The following is a 20,657-nucleotide window of genomic DNA, read 5'->3' as shown; positions in this document are numbered from 1 at the left end:
CCGGCGGCTGCGCTCTTTGTGGTTCATCTTCCTGCTCTAATCAAACACCCGATGATCTGCAGCCGGCTTCACCAGAGGCGAACCGAGGGCGATCCAGGACAGCACTCCATAGAAGTGAGGAGTTTCGCGCAGGCGCACTACTTCAATCGTCGCGTCCCCGCCCGATCTGTTCTTCAGCGAAGCATGAAAATATGGCTGGTTGGTCATGGCGACCAGCACATAGCCGGTATGGCCGAAGCTCTCATCAAAAGATACAGTTACCTCAACACTCTGCGCGTCTCCATTAAACATGAAGGCTGTCATGCCGAACTGCTGCAGAACCTCCCGGTTCCCGGCACTCTGTACCGGACTGAACGACAGATGCTCGGGATTAACCGTTCCGGGCGCCAGATGGTCTCCGGTCACTGCACCTTGAGCAATATGATAGCTCTGCACGCTGTCTTCTTCCAGATGGCGGGATTGAATGGCAAATGAAGTGATTTTGGAAGCATCCACCGCTTCGTCCTGAAGCTCTGCACTCCCTACCGAACCTTCGGTCAGATGTTGGGTTCCGATGCTGCCAAGAGCAAGCTTCTCGCCGGTAATGCTGCCGTCCGTCAGCTGCCCTGCACCGCGCGTTTCCTCTGTAAGCTGCTCAAGCTTCTTCACAATGCCGCTGCTCAAATGACGCTCTTCCAGTGCGCCGTCTGCCAGATGCTCTCCTTGGATGCTCTGCCCTTGCAGATGCTGGGCACTTACTGCGCCTGCCGCCAGCTTGCTGCCAGTGATGCTTCCGTCTGCCAGCAACTCGGAGGTCAGCGTATCCTCGGCCAGATGGTCCAGACTGATGCTGCCGGTGCGGATATGGCGGCCGTCTACCGCGCCCGGGGCCATATGGCCCCCGAATATGCTGCCCGGAGCCAGATGATAGGAACCCACTGCGCCTGCCGCCAGCTTGCTGCCGGTGATGCTGCCGTCTGCTATCTGCCCTGCATTACGCGTTTCCGCTGCGAGATGGTCCAGCTTCTTCACAAGGCCGCTGCCCAAATGACGCTCTTCCAGTGCGCCGTCTGTCAGATGTCCGCTCTGGATGCTCTGCTCCTGCAGATGCTGGGCACTTACTGCGCCTAGCCCCAGCTTGCTGCCGGTGATACTGCCGTCTGCTATCTGCCCTGCATTGCGCGTTTCCGCTGCGAGAAGCTCCAGCTTCGTCACAATACCGCTGCTCAAATGACGCTCTTCCAGCGCACCGTCTGTCAGATGTCCGCTCTGGATGCTCTGCTCCTGCAAATGTTGGGCACTTACAGCGCCTACCGCCAGCTTGCTTCCGGTGATGCTGCCGTCTGCTATCTGCCCTGCATTGCGAGTCTCCGCTGCGAGATGCTCCAGCTTCGTCACAATACCGCTGCTCAAATGACGCTCTTCCAATGCGCCGTCTGCCAGATGCTCTCCTTGGATGCTCTGCCCTTGCAGATGCTGAGCACCTACTGCACCTGCCGCCAGCTTGCTGCCGGTGATGCTGCCGTCTGCTATCTGCCCTGCATTGCGAGTCTCCGCTGCGAGATGTTCCAGCTTCGTCACAATACCGCTGCTCAAATGACGCTCTTCCAATGCGCCGTCTGCCAGATGTCCGCTCTGGATGCTCTGCTCCTGCAGATGCTGGGCACCTACAGCACCTTCCGCCAGCTTGCTTCCGGTGATGCTGCCATCTGCCAGCAGCTCTGAGCTCAGCGTATCTTCAGCCAGATGCTCACGCTTGATGCTGCCCGCGCGCAGATGGCAGCTGTCCACTGCTTCCGGTGCCAGGTGACCGCCATAGACGCTGCCGGAAGCCAGATGAACAGAGCCTACTGCACCAGCCGCCAGCTTGCTTCCTCTGATACTGCCGTCCGGCAGCAGCTCAGAGCTGCGGACTTCCTGCGCCAGATGTTCCAGTAGGATGCTGCCGGAGGCCAAGTGATGCCCTTCCAGCGACCCTTCCGCGACATGCTCTCCGTGGACGCTCTGCGGCTTCAGATGCTGCGGCCCCACTGCCTCTGCCGCCAGCTTGCTGCTTCCAATACTGCCGTCAGGCAACAGCTCAGCACTTCGTACTTCGTCTGCCAGATGCTCAAGCTTAATGATACCCGAACTTAAATGCCGCTCTTCAAGCGATTCATCCGCAAGATGCTCGCCGTGGATGCTCTCCAGCTGCAGATGCTGTGAATGTACAGCTCCTGTGGCCAGCTTGCTTTCGTCAACGCTGCCATCCGGCAGCAGCTCGGCGCTCAGCGTCTCGGAAGCCAGATGTGCAAGCTGGATGCTGCCGGTGCGGATATGGCGGCTGTCCACTGCATCTGGAGCCAGATGACCGCCATAGATGCTGCCCGCAGCCAGATGGAAGGAGCCTACCGCACCTGCCGCCAGCTTGCTTCCGCCAATACTGCCGTCCGGCAGCAGCTCCGCACTCCGGGTTTCATCTGCCAGATGCTCAAGCTTGATCAGGCCGGAATGCAAATGCCGTTCCTGCAGTATACCGTCAACCAGATGCTCGCCATAGATGCTCTCCTGCTGCAGATTCAGCGAGCTTACCGCACCTGCGGCCAGCTTCTCGCTGCTAATGCTGCCATCCGGCAGCAGATCTGAGGTCAGTGTATCCTGGGACAGATGTGCCAGCTGGATGCTGCCGGGCCGGATATGACGGCTGTCTACGGCACCCGCAGCCAGATGGCCGCTGTAGACGCTGCCTGCCGCCAGATGAAAAGCGCCTACAGCGCCTGCTCCCAGCTTGCTGCCCACGATGCTGCCATCCGGCAGGAGATCTGCACTGCGCGCTTCTTTCGCCAGATGCGCCAGCGTGATCTCGCCTGCACGGATGTGCTGCCCTTCTACGGCTTCCGGTGTCAAATGGATAGTCTGCACGCTGTCCGGGGCCAGATGGACAGATTCCACAGCCCCCGGGGCCAGCTTCTCCCCGCTGATGCTGCCGTCCGGCAGAAGCTCCCCGCTGCGGACTTCTGCCGCCAGATGAGCCAGGCTGATGCTGCCGCCAGCTATATGCTGTCCTTCTACCGAGGATTCAGCCAAGTGGCTGCCAGCTACAATTCCGGCTGCGAGATGGCGGGAGGCTACAGCACCCTCCGCCAGCTTGGCGGCACCGATGCTGCCATCCTGAATCTGGATAGAGGATACAGAGCTAGGAATGATATGTCCGTTACCGACCGACATCGGACGGATATGCGCTCCGCCCACACTTCCCGGCGCGAGATGTCTGCCCTGCACCGATGTATCGCTGATGGAATCCGGTCCAACGGCACCTGCTGCTAAATGTTCGCTCTGCACGGCTAAAGCTGCCAGCTTTGAAGCACTCACACTGCCGTCAGCCAGCTTGATCGAGGTAACCGATAAATCACCAAGTTTGTCTGTTGAGACACTCTCCGGCGATAATTTCAATGAAGTTACAGCATGGTCGGCCAAATGATGCGGCTGTACAATGCTGGCAGCGAGGTGCGCCTCCTTCACTGCTCCGGAAGCCAGCTTATCTCCCGATACCGAACCGGACTGCAGGGCGGATGAAGTTACACTATTTTCCCCGAGATGCCTGCGCTCTACAGCTCCCGGAGCCAGATGTTCAGCGTCGACCGCTTCCTCCTGCAGCACGCGGCTGCTGATGCTGCCATCGGCCAGGTGCTTCTCTTCAACGGCACAGACGGCGATATGTTCTCCGCTGACCGCTTCTCTGGCGAGGGCATTTCCGCCAACCGCACCGGTGGCCAGCTTGGCGGAAATGACACTCCCGTCCGCCAGCTTGGTTGAGCTGACACTCTGGGGACTAAGATGTTCTCCCGTAACAGAGTCATACGCCAGCTGCTCTTCCGTAACGGCCCCGGGAGCCAAATGCCCGGCAAGAACGGCATGCTGCTGGAGCTGCGCAGATCCGACAGATTCTATAGCCAGGTGGGAATTGTCTACGGCTTCGCGCTGCAGATGGGCCGAGGTGATGGCCTGCAGGGCAATCTGCGGTCCGCGTACTGCGGATTTGGCGATATGGCGTGTAGTTACCGCTTCATCAGCCAGCTTATGCGGCAGGATGCTCTGGTCCGCGATCTTGGAGGAAGTCACCGCCTGCTCGATCAGCTGTGTTGTACCCACTGCACCCTCTGCCAGCTTCACGAATGAAATACTGCGGTCCGCCAGATGCCGGCTGCCAATTTCCCCGTCAGCGATATGCTCAGCATTTACGCTCTCCGGGCTTAAGTGCTGGCTGCGGACAGCCTTCTCCTTGATCTGCCGTGATCCGACTGCTGCGTCCGCGAGATGCCCGCCGTCAATGATGCCCGCCTGAAGCTGCTCTTTCCCGATCAGCCGGGTAGCCAGCTGCTCCCGTCCAATTGCGCCAGGAGCCAGATGCTTCGATGTAATGACGCCTTCACCTACGTGGCGGCCTTCAATCACCGCGTCGCCCAGCTTGACGCCGCTGATCTCTCCATCGGCGATTTTGTCCCCGGATATGGCTTCATCTGCCAATTTCGAGCGGTCAATACTGCCGTTGCCGATGTGGCGGCTGACAATACTGCTGCTGAGAATTTTCTCTCCGGTAACCGCACCGTCATCCAGCAGCTCCGCCGTGATGATGAACTCGCTGAGATGCCGGCTGCTGATGGCTCCGTCGGCAATCTGCCCTCCGCCAATAATCCGGTCAGCCAGCTTCTCCGGACCGATGCTGCCATTCTTCAGCTTTTCTCCGCCAATGGAATGATCCAGCAGCTTCCCTCCGCTGATACTGCCTTCCGCCAGATGCTCGCCGGCAATGGATTCCGGAGCAATCTTAGAGGAAGTAATCGCCTTGTCCGCGATGTTGATGTTCTGCACAGCATAGTCCTGCAGCCATGGCGTACCAATGATGCCGAACTTCAGCTTGGACCCGTCAATCGTGCGCGGAGCAATCTTGGCACCGGTGACTGCCGCATCGGACAGATCATCGGTATAGACGGGCTGCAGGCGCTCTTTTTCCACAGTTACAATGACAGCCGGCTCCACCAGAGATTCAACATCCTCATGCTGCTCCTGGTCCTCTTCCACTACCGTTTCCTGAATAGCCTCTGGTTCAAGCAAAGTCTGCCGGACCTCCTCCGGCGCCTCCAGGATTTCCACCCCGCTGACCTGCAGCGTCCGGTCCACAGTATCCACCGCTTCTACGGCGGCAGATTCTTTCACTTCTTGTATTTTGGGACTGCTTTTCAACATGCTAAGTTCAGTCTTATTGGGATCATCTACATAATAGAGCGGCTTTTTTGAACTGCGATGCTGATTTCTTTTGGAACTCTTCACAAGCAGTCTCCTCCTTCCATCTGTTGTTTCTCCTAGGCATCATATGCAGTAGTATGGGCTGATGACACCATTCCTCCGGCTAAGCTTTGTTAAGAAAAGGGTGTAGTGTTCAAAAGAATTTCATTCCCGCCTCTCAAAAAAGGGCATCTGCCGCCGCGCATCCGTCCAACCCTGACGGGCACGTACACACATACAATGACAGGAGACGAAAAATCAGCCGGGAAGCTACTTCAAGATAACGGGAGGAACGAACATGGGGCAAAAGCTCGTTGGGATACTGCTAAATGCCGCTGTGCACGGGGGCGTTCCCCGGTTAAAAACCGGACAGGAATCTCTGGCCAACTACGAGGAGGCCGCCGCCGCATACGGATTAACCCCTTGCTTTCTGAAGCTGTCCGGCATCGATACGCAGACCGGCTTCAGCAGGGCATATATAAAGGGTCTGCACGGATACCGGAGTCAAGTCATCCCGACGCCGGAGGTCATCCATAACCGGGCGATCTATGACCCGGGCAGCAGCGGCGTCCAGCGGCTGCTCCGGCAGGGTATTCAGGTATACAATACATGCAACCGCTACGGCAAGGATCAGATTCACGGCCTGCTGGAGCAAAACCAGGAACTGCAGACGGTTCTGCCAGTCACATCCGCCGGAATGTCCGGCCTGAAGGAAATGATGGAGAGATATCCGGATCTCATTCTCAAGCCTTGCCGGGGAAGTGTAGGCAACGGGGTTATGCGTCTTACAAGGGTCAGCGGGGCCGGGCGGTGGAAATGGAGCTACTCTCCTAACGGCTCAAGACGCTGGTACAGTGTGCCGGTGAATCAGGGCGCCATCCCCCGGGCACTCCGCGCCAGACTCTCTTCGGTACCGTACCTGGTGCAGGAGCGGATACCACTGGCTGAGATAAACGGCCGCCCCTTTGATCTGCGCATTACTGTACAGCGCGGCTGGGGCGGAGACTGGCAGGTGACCGGCATGTTCGCCAAGCTGGCGGCACCGGGCGGCTTCGTGTCCAACATCGCCCGGGGGGGCGAAGCGCTGAGTTCATCCTTCGCTCTGGAGAAGGCTTTCCCCGGCGAAGCGGCCTCGCGGATCCGCATGTCTGTCCTCTCCCTCAGTCTCGCCATTGCCCGTGAGCTGGAGCAGAGCCTCCCAGGCCTTGCCGATATCGGTCTGGACATCGGCGTTACGGGGAGCGGACGCTTATATTTCATCGAATGCAACGGGCGCGACCAGCGTTACGGCTTCAAGAAAGCCGGGCTCGGCCTCATCTGGAAAGAAAGCTACCGCCGCCCAATGGGCTATGCCAGATATCTGTATGAAGAGGCTGCACGGCATAACTCTTATTGATTTGTCTTCTATTCTATGTCAATATAATGCAGAGCGGGTGAGGTCCTTGGCTACCGGGACCTTGCTGCTGCATGATGGAAGGGAGATGGGCATGGTTAAACAATTGCTGCGGCTGATGACCGAGCTATCCTCACACAGATGGCTTTCCCGGGTAATGGGCGCTTTTTCCCATAGCAGACTCAGCCGCTTTATGATTCCGGTATTTATTCGTTCCTATCATATTCCTGCCGCCGAGGCGGAGAAGACTGCCGGAGAATACCGTACACTTAATGAATTCTTCAGCAGACGCCTGAAGCCGGGAATGCGGCCGGTGGCAAGCGGTGAACAGGCTGTGGCAAGTCCTGTGGATGCCATGATTACGGCAATGGGCGACATTAACTGCGGAACAATAATGAATGTGAAGGGTCAGGATTATACGCTGGAGGATTTGCTTAATCATTCACCACACCTCGAATTGTATAAAAAAGGCTATTATTTCGTCCTCTACCTGAGCCCCACCGATTATCACCGGATTCATTCCCCGTTAACCGGACAGCTGCGGGAGAGCGATTATATCCGCGGGCGGGCTTATCCCGTGAATGATTTCGGCATGCGGCATATGAAGAGTGTCCTGAGCCGCAACGAACGGCTGATTACTTATATAGCCGGCAGCTATGGCGAAACCGCCGTGGTCAAGGTAGGCGCAATGAATGTGAGCAGTATCCGCTACACTGATGAATCCGCTACTGAATGGCAAATAGGCGACGATCTGGCCTATTTCGAGTTCGGCTCTACCGTAGTTCTTCTGCTGGAGAGCGGCACCTTCACCCCGCGCCACGGGCTTACCGTGGACACGAAGGTGAAGATGGGCGAGCTGCTGGGTGAGATGCAGCGGGCTACTTAGCTGCCGGGCAGAGTCCGGCTTGAATGAAACAGCTAAGATGAAACCAAGTAGAGCTTTCTGAACAGACAAAGCCCCGCCCAAGGACACGTGAGTGTATCTTGGGCGAGGCTTTGTTATTGCTGAAGAAGCGCTTCGCAAAAGTCCGGACCGTTTACTTCTGCTATAATTTTACCGTATAAAGGTGTTCCTTACCTGCTTCGCTCTCTGAGCATCAGTATACCCGGCTTACCTTCGGCTCATCTACCCAATCGCTGGCGCATTGTACTCGGTTTTTCGCATACATTCGCCTCGTTTGCCCTGTCTTTGGTGCAATGTATTCGGTTTTTCGCATCCATTCGGCGCGTCTACCCTATCTTTGGTGCATTGTATTCGGTTTTTCGCTTACATTCGGCTCGTCTGCCCTATCGTTGGTGCATTGTACTCGGTTTTTCGCATACAATCGGCTCGTCTGCCCTAACGCTGGTGCATTGTACTCGGTTTTTCGCATACAATCCCTCGCCTAGCCCATTTCCAGCGTAATCAAAGGGATTTATCCCTCTAATTCCCTCGCCTAGCCCATTTCCAGCGTAATCAAAGGGATTTATCCCTCTAATTACCCGAATCACTCCGTAACCTTACTCTGATTAGCCACCTCGCGCGCTTTCTCCTGTACCTCTTCCGGCTCGCCGAGATAGAAGCGGCTGATCGGCTTCACATCATCATCCAGCTTGTAGACCAGCGGGACGCCCGTTGGAATATTGAGATCCAGCAGCGCCGTCTCATCAATATCCTCCATATATTTGATCAGGGCCCGCAGCGTATTGCCATGCGCCGAGATCAGGACGCGTTCCTTCTTGCGGATCAGCGGCACAATCCGGTTGCCCCAGAAATCGCCAACCCGGTGCACGGTATCCTCCAGGCTCTCTCCGCGCGGAATATCGCCGGGACGCACTTCCTTATAGCGGATATCATTTCTGGCATAACGCGGATCATCCGGCTCCAGCATCGGAGGCCGGACCGAGAGGCTGCGCCGCCAGATATGGAGCTGTTCCTCGCCGTATTTCAGTGCGGTTTCACTTTTGCTGAGGCCCTGCAGCGCTCCGTAATGGCGCTCATTCAGCTTCCACGATTTCTGCACGGGAATCCACAGCAGATCCATCTCATCCAGCACATAGTTTAGTGTCTTAATTGAACGCTTCAGCACCGAGGCGAAGGCAAGATCGAACGTGTATCCCGCATCCTTCAGCAGCTTGCCTGCTTTCTTCGCCTCTTCCACACCCTTCTCCGTCAGATCGGGATCACTCCAGCCCGTAAACAGGTTCTGCCGGTTGTATTCACTCTCTCCATGCCGTATCAGTACTATTTCGTACATAAGTTCTCTCCTTCTCCCGTGTGTTTATTCAGCTGCTCTTAGCGGCAGCTTCTCAGTTCTTATGCGGATCATTCTTATATTCTGTCACAGACAGGTGCTCTCTTCAACTTTACGTCCCCGGCTTCCCAGCAGCCATTGTAATAGAAGAAACGGCCCCGCCCTGAATGGGCGCGCCGTTCCGTCAGAGGTCTATATTATCTATTCCCCAAAAAGCCCTGCCGGTAATCCGGCAGGACTGGCCTTCTCCCGCCTGGACGAGAAGGGCTTACATACTGTTTCGCTGTGCTCCCGGGTCACCGGGCCATCCAGCCATATTCGGGAGCGCTGGTTGTCAGCGTATTTCCGATGGGCTTTTGCCGGTGTGCTGCTTGAACTGGCGGCTGAAGAAGAAGATATCGCGGTAGCCCAGCGCATCCGCCACCTCAGTCACATTCATACCGGCGTACAGCAAGAGATGCTGGGCCCGTTCAATCCGGGTGCGGATCACATAGGACTGAACCGAGGAGCCGGTGATCTCTTTGAACTTGATCGAGAAGTAACGCGGCGACAGCCCTGCCCGTGCGGCCAGATCCTCCACCCGGTGCGCAGCCCCTGGATGCTGGCTGACATAGTTAGCCACCTCGTGGATCACCTCAGCCAGCTGGTTGCTGACATGGCGCTCAATTGGCACGACCTGGTCCTGCCGCAGCAGATGAATCATCAGCTGCTTCAGGATCAGGCGGCCTTCTTCCTCTGCAGCGTAGGTCTGCACCAGGAACAGGCGGACGTAACGGGCCAGCAGATGCTCGAACTCCACGGTCTCCGTCAGTTCGTGATAAGGCGCAGGGATCTCCGTCACCTCTTCAGCGACATCGAAATGAATATATGTAAGCACAAGCGGTTTCTGCGGATTATGTGTAGCACTGGTGTGATCTCCCGGGCGGAACAGGAAGCAGCTTCCCTTCCCCACCTGATAGGGCACCCCGCTGCGCACAACGGTTCCTTCCCCGCTCCAGACATAGAACAAATCATAATTTTGCAGCGGCTTCTCTCTTTTTTGCCACTTCCAGCCCGGTTCACAGACGATCTTCGCCAGGGCCGGGAGGATTACAAAAGAGGATGGCGATGCATGCAGCATATTGGTCCCTCCTAAAGTTTTGTGGGCATGCCTTCCCTGTATTCCTTCGAAATAACGGGCAGTAACACCCGCTTCGAATGCGTAAGCTTACTTTTCATAATACCTTGTCCGGTTCCCTTTTGTACATCTTCCCCTACCCGCAGGACTGTTCCTATCAACCCTCTATCTGTTAAAATATAGGAATCATCCTACTATAGATCGGCGGGAAGTATATGGACTACCACTATCTCTTTCACTATTATGATGAATCCACCGGCCCCTTCCGGAATCTGTCTGACCTTTCGCCTGAAACAGCGGAGACGGTGCTGCAGGATATCCGGGAGCAGAGTAAGGGCTTTGCCAGCCAGCGTTCCGCAGATTATCTGCAGATCCGCCGCAGCCTTGAACAGAGGGCGAGAGAGCAATTTATCGCCAAAGGAGGCAAGCCGGTCCGCCGGCATCCGCATTACATGACTTTGGGGCGATGCCCCTGGCTGCAGCAGTGGTATCCACAGGGGATGGAGCTGAATATCCCGGTTGCGGCCTTCAACCCTGAGCGGATCAGCTTCACCTACGGCGATTTATTTCCCACCATGCGCTATGCGGACGGCAAACCTTACCGCGGGCAGGTCTACACACTGAAAGAGATCCTTGAGGTGGTCCGCGAATACGGTCTGCCGCAGAAATGGAACGCAGCAGGAGACTCTGGCCCTGAGCGTTACGTCGAAGTCCAGATCTGGGAGGAGCCGCCCGGCTTATTCCAAAAGTATTTGTGAAAACGCGGCATTCCTCAGTGACGGCGGCAATTCACGGTGATATAATGTTAGGCAATGTTAGCGTATATATCCCAGAAGAATACCGGAAGGATGAAACTGATGAATCCACTGGCTGGACAATTGAATGACAGCATCAAGGCAGGCAATGAACATGTGTACGATATGCTCTCTAATCTCGGCAAAGCAATCTATTTCCCCAAAGAGGGAATCCTGAGCCAGTCTGCAGAAGCGACGGCTCATGCCAAGAAGTATAATGCTACCATCGGTATTGCTACCGAGAACGGAATGCCGATGCACCTTGGTGTGATCCAGGATAAACTCTCCGCCTACAGCCCCAAAGACCTGTACGGCTACGCGCCTCCTGCAGGCAAGCCGGAGCTGCGCACGGTATGGCGGGAGAAGATGCTGCGTGAGAATCCGTCGCTTGAAGGCAAATCCTTCAGCAATCCTGTCGTTACGAACGCCCTGACACACGGGCTTAGCATAGTTGCCGACTTGTTCGCAGAACAAGGGGATGCCGTCATCTATCCGGACAAAAACTGGGAGAACTACGAGCTGACCTTCGGCATCCGCCGTCTGACCGAAACCGTTAACTATCCGCTGTTCACCGAAGATATGAGCTTCAACAGCGAAGGACTGCTGGATGCGCTGCTGGCCCAGAAGGACCGCGGCAAAGCCATCGTCCTGCTCAATTTCCCTAATAACCCGACAGGGTATACACCAGGCATTAAAGAAGGCGAAGCCATCGTTGCCGCAATCCTGCGTGCCGCTGAAGAAGGCGTTAATGTCGTAGTCGTCAGCGATGATGCTTATTTCGGACTCTTTTTCGAGGATTCACTGAAGGAATCGCTGTTTGGCAAGCTCGCGAATCTGCATCCCCGTGTCTTGGCAATTAAGATCGACGGAGCTACTAAAGAAGAATTTGTCTGGGGCTTCCGCGTCGGCTTCATTACCTATGCTTCCGAGAACAAAGAGCTGCTGGCTGCCCTGGAGCAAAAAACACTCGGTATTATCCGGGCCACCATCTCCAGCGGAGCGCATCCGTCCCAGACCTTTGTACTGGATGCGCTGAAGGCGCCGGAATTCGCCGCCCAGAAGGAAGAGAAGTTCCAGATCATGAAAGGCCGGGCCAACAAAGTGAAGGCGCTGCTGGACAGCGGCAAATACGGCGATGATGTATGGACTTATTATCCGTTCAACTCCGGGTACTTCATGTGCCTGAAGCTGCTCACCGTGCCGGCTGAAGCCTTACGGCTCCATCTGATCCACAATTACGGGCTGGGCACCATCGCCCTTGGCGAAACAGATCTGCGCATTGCCTTCTCCTGCATCGAAGAGGATCAGCTTGAGGATCTGTTCGATCTGGTCTATGCAGGCATCCGCGATTTGGAGAAAGCCTGATTCCCAGCCTCTGCACACGTAAGTCAGCTCCGGATTTCCGGGGCTGACTTTTTTTGCCCTGCCCTATGGCATTGGCCTATACACGTTCTTCCCTCCGCACATACAATACGATGTACTCAAGTACAACAACTCAAACGCGAAAGGGGAATGAACATGAGCGAAGAAGTTAGAGGCGGATACGGATACGGACACGGTGCATTCACAAGCACAGGCGCAATTCTGGTTCTCTTTATCCTGCTGGTTATCATCAGCCGTTCACTCTTTGTCTAACCGGGAATAAGTCCCTGGAGGGAGCCCAGCGCTCTCTCCGCTCCCCGTGTTGCAGCATTCCCTGTTCCACCCAAGTAGAAACGGCTTTGCCGTCCTTTTAAGGGACGGTGTTGTTTCAGCGAGAAATAGAAGGATAAGTTATCGTGTGAAACATATAAATTCTTATATTTTGAAATTAAGAGGGCAACTCCCTCTATATAAAAATGGCCTCACGCTCCGCGTCAGCAGAGTATGAGGCCATTTTTCATGTGCACATTTTTGTTGCTAAAAGAGTCTGTTCTACAAGTCATCCTCATCCGTCCGGGCTTCCTTGCGGGTGGAGTAGGCCTTGAACAGATAGGCCAGCAGCGCTCCGCACGCCAATGTTCCCAGAACCGGCAGCGGACGCGCTCCCGCCTGAAGCAGAAGAGGCAGTCCGGTCAGCAGAGCCAGCACCAGATGCGCCCGGAATACAAACTGGATGGTTCCCTTGCTCTTGCTGCCTTCCGGCAGCGGATACACGGTCAGCCAGAACGACTCGCTGTGCAGCTTGCGCAGCGCCGTCAGCTGAATCCCCATCAGGAAGAGGAAGAAGATATAAATGCCGCTGCCGGTGTAGCTGTCCTGATTCATCCAGACCAGGAACAGGTCCAATACGGCAATCCGCAGAACGATTCCGAAGATATCGCCTCTGGCGAAGCTTTTGGTCAGGAGAAAGCGGTAGGCGGAATTCCGCTGCCAGGTTATGCCGCCGCCCCACCGGGACAGGTAGCGCCGGGCATAGACCCGCTGCTCACGTCCAGGGACATCAACGAACCAGCCGAGGACCATAAGCGCCCGGGTCCCCTGATTCTTCTCCATCGTAATCAGGCGTTCCCACGGAACAGAATGCCGGCCGGGTACGGCCAGCGCTGCCGCGTAGGCTGCGGCCAGAATTACGATGAAGATCAGCGCACGGACCGGCGGCTGCCATACCCAGGCCGCAACCATCAGGGTGCCCACTGCCCAGCGCAGCAGGTTGTAGCCTATGGCAGCCGGCCGGGAGAGCATAGCGGTCTCCCGCCATAACCCGAAGCTGGCGAGCAGCTTCACCAGGATCAGGACCAGCAGCGTGGCCAGCAGCCCCTGATGGGATTCATCCGTGCGTATGTACAGCGGCCATAAGGTAATGAGGACAAAAGCCAGCCGCAGGATCTTCCACACATTCCCGCTGACCCAGGAAGGGGCGAAGTACTCCTTCATCCGGTGGCCCTGCGGCAGCAGGAAGATCGTATCCGGAGTCTGCAGATAGGTCCGGAAGCTGCTGTGCACCGCCGCCGGCACCAGCAGGACGAGCATAATCCAACGGATGGGAATACCTGCCGGGATATCGCGCAGCAGGGAAGTGTACCAGGCGGAGAAGATGATTAGCACCAGCAGGAACACCATTGCTACCCCGCTCTGGATGATATACCCCATATAGGGGATCAGGCTTCCTGTAAATCGGCTGCGCCGCTGCCGGCGCAGCTCCTTCAAATCCATATCATTTCCCTCCCTGAACCAGTTCGTAGAACAGCTGCTCCAAGTTCAAGCCCTGCAGCCCGGCCTTCGCGGTCATCTCGGCGAGTGTTCCCTCCGCAATTACCATTCCACGGTGCAGCACAATGAACCGGTCGCAGTAGTTCTCGATGGTGGAAAGGATATGCGAACTCAGCAGAATGGACGCCCCGGACTTCTTCAGGTCCAGCATGAAATCCAGCAGCGAGCGGATGCCGAGCGGATCGAGGCCGAGGAACGGCTCGTCAATCACATACAGTGCCGGGCGTGCTACGAACGCACACATAATCATCACCTTCTGCTTCATGCCTTTGGACAGATGGGACGACAGCGTATCCATCTTGTCCTCCATATTAAAGAGTGCGGCCAGCTGGCTGGTGCGCGATTCATAATCGCTGCGCTCCACCCCGTAAGCTCTGGCCGTAAATTCAACATGCTCGCGGACGGTCATCTCCTCATAGAGGAGGGGGGACTCCGGAACGAAGGAAAGCGCGCTGTGGTAGCTCTCGGGATCGCTGCTGCGCGTCTTGCCCTGCACGGTAATCTCACCTTTATGCGGAGACATGAGTCCTAGAATATGCTTCATGGTTGTACTTTTGCCTGCGCCGTTCAAACCGATAAGCCCGACCATTTCACCGGGCTGAACCTGCAGGCCGATATCATGCAGCACCGGCTTGTTCAGGCTGTATCCTCCGCTTAAGCCCGTAATTTGCAATACGGGAGCTGTGTTCATTGGCCGTCACCTCTCGGGGTTTTGTTCTTGAGCCACTTCGGGGCTCCCTTGTTCTTGCGGTTCTTGTCCCGCTCCGCATTGCTGCGTGCCTTGCCTGCGGGTGATGCCGCGCTGCGCGTGCTCGCGGCAATCCCCGGCCGGTGCTGCTCACGCCGCACCGTACCAGCCCCAGCACCAGCTGCGCCCGGCTGCCCTGCCGGAGCTTCGCCGCCCGTCCCTCCGGCTGTTCCAGCCGCCGAGGTCCGCACCTGCGGCTTGCCGTTGCGCGGCCCGGCTTCGCCGCCGCGCGGGGCAGTGCCTTCGCGGCGGGCTGCACCTGCGCCGCCGCCGCGGAATTCACTGCGCTCGCCCTCCGTCAGCGCCTTGCCAAAGGCCATTTCCCGCTCGTCCAGCTGGATATCCAGCTCGCGGGCGAATTTGCGCATGATGAACGTCTGCTGCTCCGTAACAATCGTTACGGACAAGCCGCGTTTGCCCATGCGCCCCGTGCGTCCGGCACGGTGGACATAGTGCTCGGAGTCAAAGGCCGGATCGAAGCTGACGACCAGCGTCAGATTCTCAATGTCCAGGCCTCTGGCCGCCACGTCGCTGGCGACCAGCACCTTGAACTTGCCGTCACGGAAGCGGGCCAGCACGTTTGCGCGCGTAACCTTGTCGGCATCGCCGTACAGCGCTGCGGCAGGTAGGCCCAGATGATTCAGCTTCGCGGTCACCTCAGCAATATCGTCGGTGGCATTTACGAACACAATCGCCCGCTCGGGCTTGTAGTGGCGGATCACCCGGCGCAGCATATCCACCTTGTTCCGCTCCTCGGATACCACGTAGTGATGTTCAAGACTCTGGGCCGTCATCATCCCGGGATCAATGCCCACCTCTGCGATGTTCTTCATTTCCTTGTTGGCCAAGAGCTTGGTTTCAGGTCCGATGGTCGCGGACAGCATAACCAACTGGCGTGTGCGCAGTGCGCTGCTGACGATCTTCGTCACTTCTCCTGCGCCGCTGAGCTGGAACATCTGGTCCGCCTCATCGAGAATAATCGTCGTCACCTCATGCATCTTCAGCTTGCGCAGCCCGATCAGCTCCCGCACGCGTCCCGGTGTACCTACAACCAGCTGGGGATGCTCGCGCAGCTTGTCAATCTGGCGTTTGATCGCCGCCCCGCCGATCAGCCCCATCGCCCGGATGCCCCGGTGGGCTCCGTAGCGCTCTGCTTCGCGGAGAATCTGCATCGCCAGCTCCTGGGTTGGTGCCAGCACCAGCTTCTGCACCGATTTCTGGTCCGGATTGATCCCTTGCAGCAGCGGCAGCAGGTAGGCCAGAGTTTTGCCTGTCCCTGTCTGGGATGCGGCCAGAACATCTCTTCCTTCCAGCAGAAGCGGGATCGTCTGCTCCTGTACAGGGGATGGTTCGGTGATGCCGAATTCAGACAATCGGGCAACGAGGTCTTCCTGAATGCCGATAGCTGCAAAAGAAGCTTTATTCATAATAGTAATTCATCCTTTTCGCTTAAGATAATATGTTCATTATATGCCAAAAAGGCCTCTCCACCAAATGGAAGGCCATAAGTTCCAATCTACGCCATATTTTATATATGTAATTCCATCCTGCATGCAAAAGGGGACAAGCCGTTTGCTTCATAGCTGAGCAATCATTTTCTGTTCATTGCGTTATAGGTCAGCTTATCCGCCAGCCGCGGAAACAAGCCGTATAGACGAATCCCGAAGGCTGCCAGACCGGGCAGATCCACTTCTTCCATGCCTTTGTCCATCAGCTTCACGATCTTCGCAGACACATGCTGCGGAGTCATCATGATCCGGCTCACGCTTTTCTCATAATTGCCTGAAGGATCGGCGGTCTTGAAGAATTCGGTGGCGATGGGTCCGGGGTTCACGGCCGAGACAATAATTCCGCTCTTGCGGAGCTCCTGGCGGAGCGCATTGGTGAAGCCGAGAACAGCATGTTTCGTAGCCGTATAGGCAACTGCGCGGGCTGTGCCGATTTTGCCGGCCATAGAGGCCACATTCACGATCTGACCGCTGCCGCGCTCCAGCATATGAGGCACTACCGCCTTGGTGCAGCGGACAATCCCCATATAGTTCACGTCCATCATGGCATCGAATTCGCCGGACTCCATTTCCGTAAAAGCCGCAAATTTGCCATAACCGGCATTATTGAGAAGAATGTCGATTCTGCCGTACTGTTCAAGAATCTCCGCGAAGGTACGCTCCACTGCCGCCTCATCGGTCACATCACAGACGAACAGTCCAAAAACGCCCGGTATCCCGGCCGCGGTTTCTTTCAGCTTGTCTTCCGAACGGGCCAGCAGAATGGGAACGGCCCCACGCTGGCTGATCATCTGTGCCGTAAGCGCACCGATACCGCTCGAAGCTCCTGTAATAACAACAACCTTGCCTTGTAATGCCATGGAATGTGTTCAGCTCCCGAATATCCGCCTAAGAGATCATAACCTGAATATCAAGCTCCCCGATGCCTTCCATCATAAGCGGAATACTCAGCGCTCTGCGCGGAAGGACGGACATGCTCTCTGTCTTCATTAACTTCGGCGGTGTAATGTCTACCGAAACCCCTTGATTGGAGAGAATAGTACTGGCATTGCCGCTGATCATGTTGCCAAGCTCCGAAATGGCACTCTGGCCCATCTCGTCCATTTCCGTAATCACATAGCCGCCCATCATGGCCGAAACCATCTTAAGCGCCACGTGCTCGGCGATTCCGAAGATAATATTCCCGCTGAGCTGACCTGTCATTCCCACTTGAATCCATATATGATTATCGATCAGTTCAATGTCCTTAATACCCAGAATACCGGTAGACGGCGAGACTTGTATCACCTGTTCAATTACAATTCGTGCAGACTCTAGAAACGGATTGATTACTTCTGCTTTCATGAAAGTGCTGTCCCCCCTCGACCAGGCTTTAGTCATATACCAAAAGTCCTAAGCAATAATGATTTATTATACTTCATATATCGGCATTATTCATCAAAAATTAATGGTCTTGTCGAATGAATTCACAAGATAGTTTGGACGGCGACATTGCCCTGCCGGGTGTAATCTCCTATAATTTAATCAAATGCCAACACTGAACGTAAGATTTGCGGCGCATTTCCCTCCGGGTGCAGCATTCACTGCGTATTTCCCCCTCATTCCTGGCAGACAATCCGCAGCATGCAGACCCTGGCCCATCAAGCTGTTAACGGCGCAAACGTCCTCTGGAAAGAAGTCACTTTCCCACAACGATACCAATATACGGCGGCACCAATCCGGTAGCCATTAGGGGGCAGTCCATGAATATCAGCCAGCTTGAAACACTGATTACCATTTCCAAAACCATGAGCTTCCGCAAGGCGGGAGAACTACTCAATTTGACCCAGCCGGCGGTTTCAGCACAGATCAAAAGTCTCGAAGAAGAATTCAAAACCCAGCTTGTGGACCGGAATCAGCCTGTAACCCTGACAGACCGGGGCCAGGTATTCCTCACGCATGCGGAGCAGATTGTAGGTATCGTTGAAGAGCTTAAGCAGCGTCTTGCGGATCTTGAAGAGAATCCCCAGGGGCATATTATTCTCGGCACGACCACCTCCATTGCCATTCAGATTCTGCCGCGGATTCTGTCCTATTTCCAGGACCAGTTCCCGCATATCAAAACCTCGATCTCGTCCATGTCCTCTTCACAAATCTATCAGCATGTCGAGAACGGTCTCGTTGATGTCGGCATCGGCTATCTGATCGGCCGCAGTCCCGGAATGACAACTTCCGTCCTGTATTATGATACCTTTGAACTGGTCGTCTCGCCCCGCCATCCTCTGGCCCAGGTCAAATCGGCCGGTATTGAGGCACTTGGCAAAACACCGCTCATCCTGCTGTCCCCGGACACCGTCGGCCGGAGATTCGCCGATGAAGTACTCGCCAAACACGGCATCCAGCCCCAGGTCATCATGGAGCTGACCAGCAGCGAAGAGGTGAAACGGATGGTGGAGCTGGATCTCGGGGCAGCCGTTATTTCCAAACAGTCTGTAACCGCCGAGGTCCGAAGCGGCACGCTCAAAATCGTCCCGATCATTGAGCTTGAGGTCACCCACCCTGTAGGCGTCATCACCAAATCCGGGAAGTACGTCAATTCGGCCATGAGGCAGTTTCTGAGCGATCTTAAGGGAATGCCCGAAACCCAGTTCATCGGCTCAGAGTAACTAATGATCAGCAACCTGCAACCTATTCTGCCACCTTGGCCTAAGGAGATGTTACCTCTATGAATTTCGACCTGCATACCCATCATTTCCGCTGCGGTCATGCTGACGGAAGCATCAGGGATTATATTGAAGCCGGAATAACCGCGGGTCTTGATGTAATCGGAATTTCCGATCACACGCCCTATTTCGGAAGTCCGTCCGAGCAGGCTTTTCCGCGTATCGCGATGGCCAAATCGGAGCTTGTCCACTACGTAGAGGAAGTACTGGCTCTGCAAAAGGAGTACGAAGGCCGCATTGATGTCCTGCTCGGCATTGAGTCCGACTATTTCCCCGAGCATGCGGAGCTGTACCGGAAGACGCTGGCCGCCTATCCGTTTGACTATGTGATCGGTTCGGTGCACAGCGTGGACGGCAACAGCATATTTAATAAAAGCCGCTGGAAGGGTCTGGGTCCAAAGCAGAAGCTGGCAGCCAAAGCGGAGTATTACCGGCTGATCGCCGAATCCGCGCGCAGCGGCATGTTCCAGATCCTCGGACACATTGATGCGATGAAGGGCAACTATCCGCAGTTCTCGGAAATCTCCGCTCCCCGGGAGATTGATGAAGCCTTAAGCGCAATCAGCGAATGCGGGCTGGCCATCGAGATCAACACCTCGGGCGGCACCAAGCTGTGCGGCGGCTGGTATCCGTCGGATGAGATTCTGGAGCGGGCGCTGCATTTCGGCGTGGAGGTCAGCTTCGGCTCCGATGCCCATAAGCCTTCCCGGGTGGCTGATCAACGCAATAACGTCGCCGCGCGGCTTAAGGAGATCGGATTTAAGCACTGGGTCTACTACAAACGGCGCGAGAAAATTACAGTAGGACTATAGCTGTAGGATAACGGAGACGGCTTAATTCTCTGCTGGACAAAATAAATGCACCGCATGCGGTCCGGCTGTTGACGATGCTTGCCATCGTCCGCCGTTACCGCTGCGGTGCATTTTTGCTATGGTTATTCCTTATTCAGATTATCGCAGGTGAAGCCCTGCTGCTTCAGCGTCCGCCCGGCGTCGCCGTACTGCGGATTCAGGGCATAGAAGCGGGCAATTGTACTGCTCCAATCCCTCTCGGTCAGCCCTTGAGCTCTAAGTGACTCGCGGTGGGTCTCATTGTACTCTTGGATCAGGGCTTTCTGATCAGGGTTATATGTTTCTTCATGATACACAGCCGCCATAGGCAGGCGCGGCTTCTTCGGCAGCTCTTCACCCGGATAGCCAATACACAGGCCGGCCACCGGGAATACATATTCGGGCAGCTGCAGCAGCTCAATCACTTCCGCTGTGCGGCGGCGCACGCCGCCGATCGGGATAATCCCCAGTCCCAGCGACTCCGCAGCAGCCACCGCATTCGCTAAAGCGATGCCGACATCGGTTGCACCGACCAGCAGCGCATCCACATCTCCTGCCGCTTCAAACGGCTGGTCTTCTAGCTCTGCCGCCAGCCGGGCCCGGTGAAAGTCCATGCAGAACACCAGGAATACCGGCGCTTCGGCAACATGCTTCTGGTTCCCGCTCAATACCGACAGCTGCCGCTTCCGTTCTTCGCTGCGTACCGCAATGACCGATACCTGCTGGCCGTTCACCCAGGATGGTGCGGCCTGGGCTGCCTCAATTATGGTCTTCAGCTTCTCTGGTTCTACCGCCTGCCTTGTATATTGCCGGAAAGAGCGGTGGTTCGTAAGTAGTCTAATCACTTCGTTCAAGAGTTATGTCCTCCTCGCCAAATGCTGTTTCGATATATCCA

General features: G+C 56.0%; 16 protein-coding genes. 7 read left to right on the top strand and 9 right to left on the bottom strand.

Annotated elements, in window-relative coordinates; translation table 11 throughout:
• Nucleotides 1-36: 36 nt before the first annotated feature.
• Nucleotides 37-5,289, bottom strand: a complete 5,253-nt coding sequence (locus tag NYE33_RS10245) for a WIAG-tail domain (protein ID WP_341065643.1) — start codon at nucleotides 5,287-5,289, stop codon at nucleotides 37-39.
• Between the two features lie 253 nt (nucleotides 5,290-5,542).
• Between NYE33_RS10245 and NYE33_RS10240 the strand changes: the two genes are divergently transcribed.
• Nucleotides 5,543-6,640 carry a YheC/YheD family endospore coat-associated protein gene (locus NYE33_RS10240; RefSeq protein ID WP_341065641.1) on the top strand — a complete coding sequence of 366 codons (1,098 nt, stop codon included), beginning with the start codon at nucleotides 5,543-5,545 and terminating at the stop codon, nucleotides 6,638-6,640.
• A gap of 91 nt (nucleotides 6,641-6,731) precedes the next feature.
• Nucleotides 6,732-7,523, top strand: coding sequence for an archaetidylserine decarboxylase (gene asd, locus NYE33_RS10235; protein ID WP_042141610.1), 792 nt, complete (start codon nucleotides 6,732-6,734; stop codon nucleotides 7,521-7,523).
• A 601-nt stretch (nucleotides 7,524-8,124) separates the two neighbouring features.
• On the opposite strand, the gene gpmA is transcribed toward asd, so the two are convergent.
• Nucleotides 8,125-8,874: a 2,3-diphosphoglycerate-dependent phosphoglycerate mutase gene (gene gpmA, locus NYE33_RS10230; protein WP_042139774.1), complete on the bottom strand. Its 750-nt coding sequence runs from the start codon at nucleotides 8,872-8,874 to the stop codon at nucleotides 8,125-8,127.
• Between the two features lie 331 nt (nucleotides 8,875-9,205).
• Nucleotides 9,206-9,991, bottom strand: coding sequence for a helix-turn-helix domain-containing protein (locus NYE33_RS10225; protein ID WP_039306903.1), 786 nt, complete (start codon nucleotides 9,989-9,991; stop codon nucleotides 9,206-9,208).
• Between the two features lie 212 nt (nucleotides 9,992-10,203).
• Between NYE33_RS10225 and NYE33_RS10220 the strand changes: the two genes are divergently transcribed.
• The 3 genes from NYE33_RS10220 to NYE33_RS10210 all read left to right on the top strand — a co-directional run bounded on the left by NYE33_RS10220 (nucleotide 10,204) and on the right by NYE33_RS10210 (nucleotide 12,417).
• A complete protein-coding gene (locus NYE33_RS10220; RefSeq protein ID WP_042139775.1) occupies nucleotides 10,204-10,746 on the top strand; it encodes a hypothetical protein in 543 nt (180 codons plus the stop codon).
• Nucleotides 10,747-10,845: 99 nt separating this feature from the next.
• Nucleotides 10,846-12,147 carry an aminotransferase class I/II-fold pyridoxal phosphate-dependent enzyme gene (locus NYE33_RS10215; protein ID WP_042141612.1) on the top strand — a complete coding sequence of 434 codons (1,302 nt, stop codon included), beginning with the start codon at nucleotides 10,846-10,848 and terminating at the stop codon, nucleotides 12,145-12,147.
• Nucleotides 12,148-12,300: 153 nt separating this feature from the next.
• Complete coding sequence (locus NYE33_RS10210; RefSeq protein ID WP_209994562.1) at nucleotides 12,301-12,417, top strand: YjcZ family sporulation protein; 117 nt, start codon at nucleotides 12,301-12,303, stop codon at nucleotides 12,415-12,417.
• A gap of 279 nt (nucleotides 12,418-12,696) precedes the next feature.
• Here the strand turns inward: NYE33_RS10210 and NYE33_RS10205 are convergent, their stop codons facing one another.
• The 5 genes from NYE33_RS10205 to NYE33_RS10185 form a co-directional block, all read right to left on the bottom strand.
• Nucleotides 12,697-13,917, bottom strand: a complete 1,221-nt coding sequence (locus NYE33_RS10205) for an ABC transporter permease (RefSeq protein WP_042139776.1) — start codon at nucleotides 13,915-13,917, stop codon at nucleotides 12,697-12,699.
• A gap of 1 nt (nucleotide 13,918) precedes the next feature.
• A complete protein-coding gene (locus tag NYE33_RS10200) occupies nucleotides 13,919-14,665 on the bottom strand; it encodes an ABC transporter ATP-binding protein (RefSeq protein ID WP_042139777.1) in 747 nt (248 codons plus the stop codon).
• Nucleotides 14,662-16,149, bottom strand: a complete 1,488-nt coding sequence (locus tag NYE33_RS10195) for a DEAD/DEAH box helicase (RefSeq protein WP_341065640.1) — start codon at nucleotides 16,147-16,149, stop codon at nucleotides 14,662-14,664. Before NYE33_RS10195 ends, NYE33_RS10200 begins: the two co-directional genes overlap by 4 nt.
• A 164-nt stretch (nucleotides 16,150-16,313) precedes the next feature.
• Entirely contained in the window at nucleotides 16,314-17,090 is a 777-nt protein-coding gene (locus NYE33_RS10190; RefSeq protein WP_042139779.1) for an SDR family NAD(P)-dependent oxidoreductase, read from the bottom strand.
• Between the two features lie 28 nt (nucleotides 17,091-17,118).
• On the bottom strand, nucleotides 17,119-17,574 hold the full coding sequence (locus tag NYE33_RS10185; RefSeq protein WP_042139781.1) for a chemotaxis protein CheX: 456 nt from the start codon (nucleotides 17,572-17,574) through the stop codon (nucleotides 17,119-17,121).
• 398 nt (nucleotides 17,575-17,972) lie between these two features.
• Between NYE33_RS10185 and NYE33_RS10180 the strand changes: the two genes are divergently transcribed.
• Together NYE33_RS10180 and NYE33_RS10175 are read left to right on the top strand one after the other, a co-directional pair.
• On the top strand, nucleotides 17,973-18,875 hold the full coding sequence (locus tag NYE33_RS10180; RefSeq protein WP_042139782.1) for a LysR family transcriptional regulator: 903 nt from the start codon (nucleotides 17,973-17,975) through the stop codon (nucleotides 18,873-18,875).
• Between the two features lie 59 nt (nucleotides 18,876-18,934).
• Nucleotides 18,935-19,744 (top strand): histidinol-phosphatase, encoded by an 810-nt coding sequence (locus NYE33_RS10175; RefSeq protein ID WP_042139783.1) that lies wholly within the window; start codon nucleotides 18,935-18,937, stop codon nucleotides 19,742-19,744.
• Nucleotides 19,745-19,866: 122 nt separating this feature from the next.
• Here the strand turns inward: NYE33_RS10175 and NYE33_RS10170 are convergent, their stop codons facing one another.
• Complete coding sequence (locus NYE33_RS10170; protein WP_042139784.1) at nucleotides 19,867-20,616, bottom strand: NADPH-dependent oxidoreductase; 750 nt, start codon at nucleotides 20,614-20,616, stop codon at nucleotides 19,867-19,869.
• Between the last annotated feature and the right edge of the window lie 41 nt (nucleotides 20,617-20,657).

Source organism: Paenibacillus sp. FSL R10-2199, assembly GCF_038000235.1.
Lineage (GTDB): Bacteria > Bacillota > Bacilli > Paenibacillales > Paenibacillaceae > Paenibacillus_AQ > Paenibacillus_AQ phytohabitans.
This window is presented reverse-complemented; position numbering and strand designations above follow the sequence as displayed.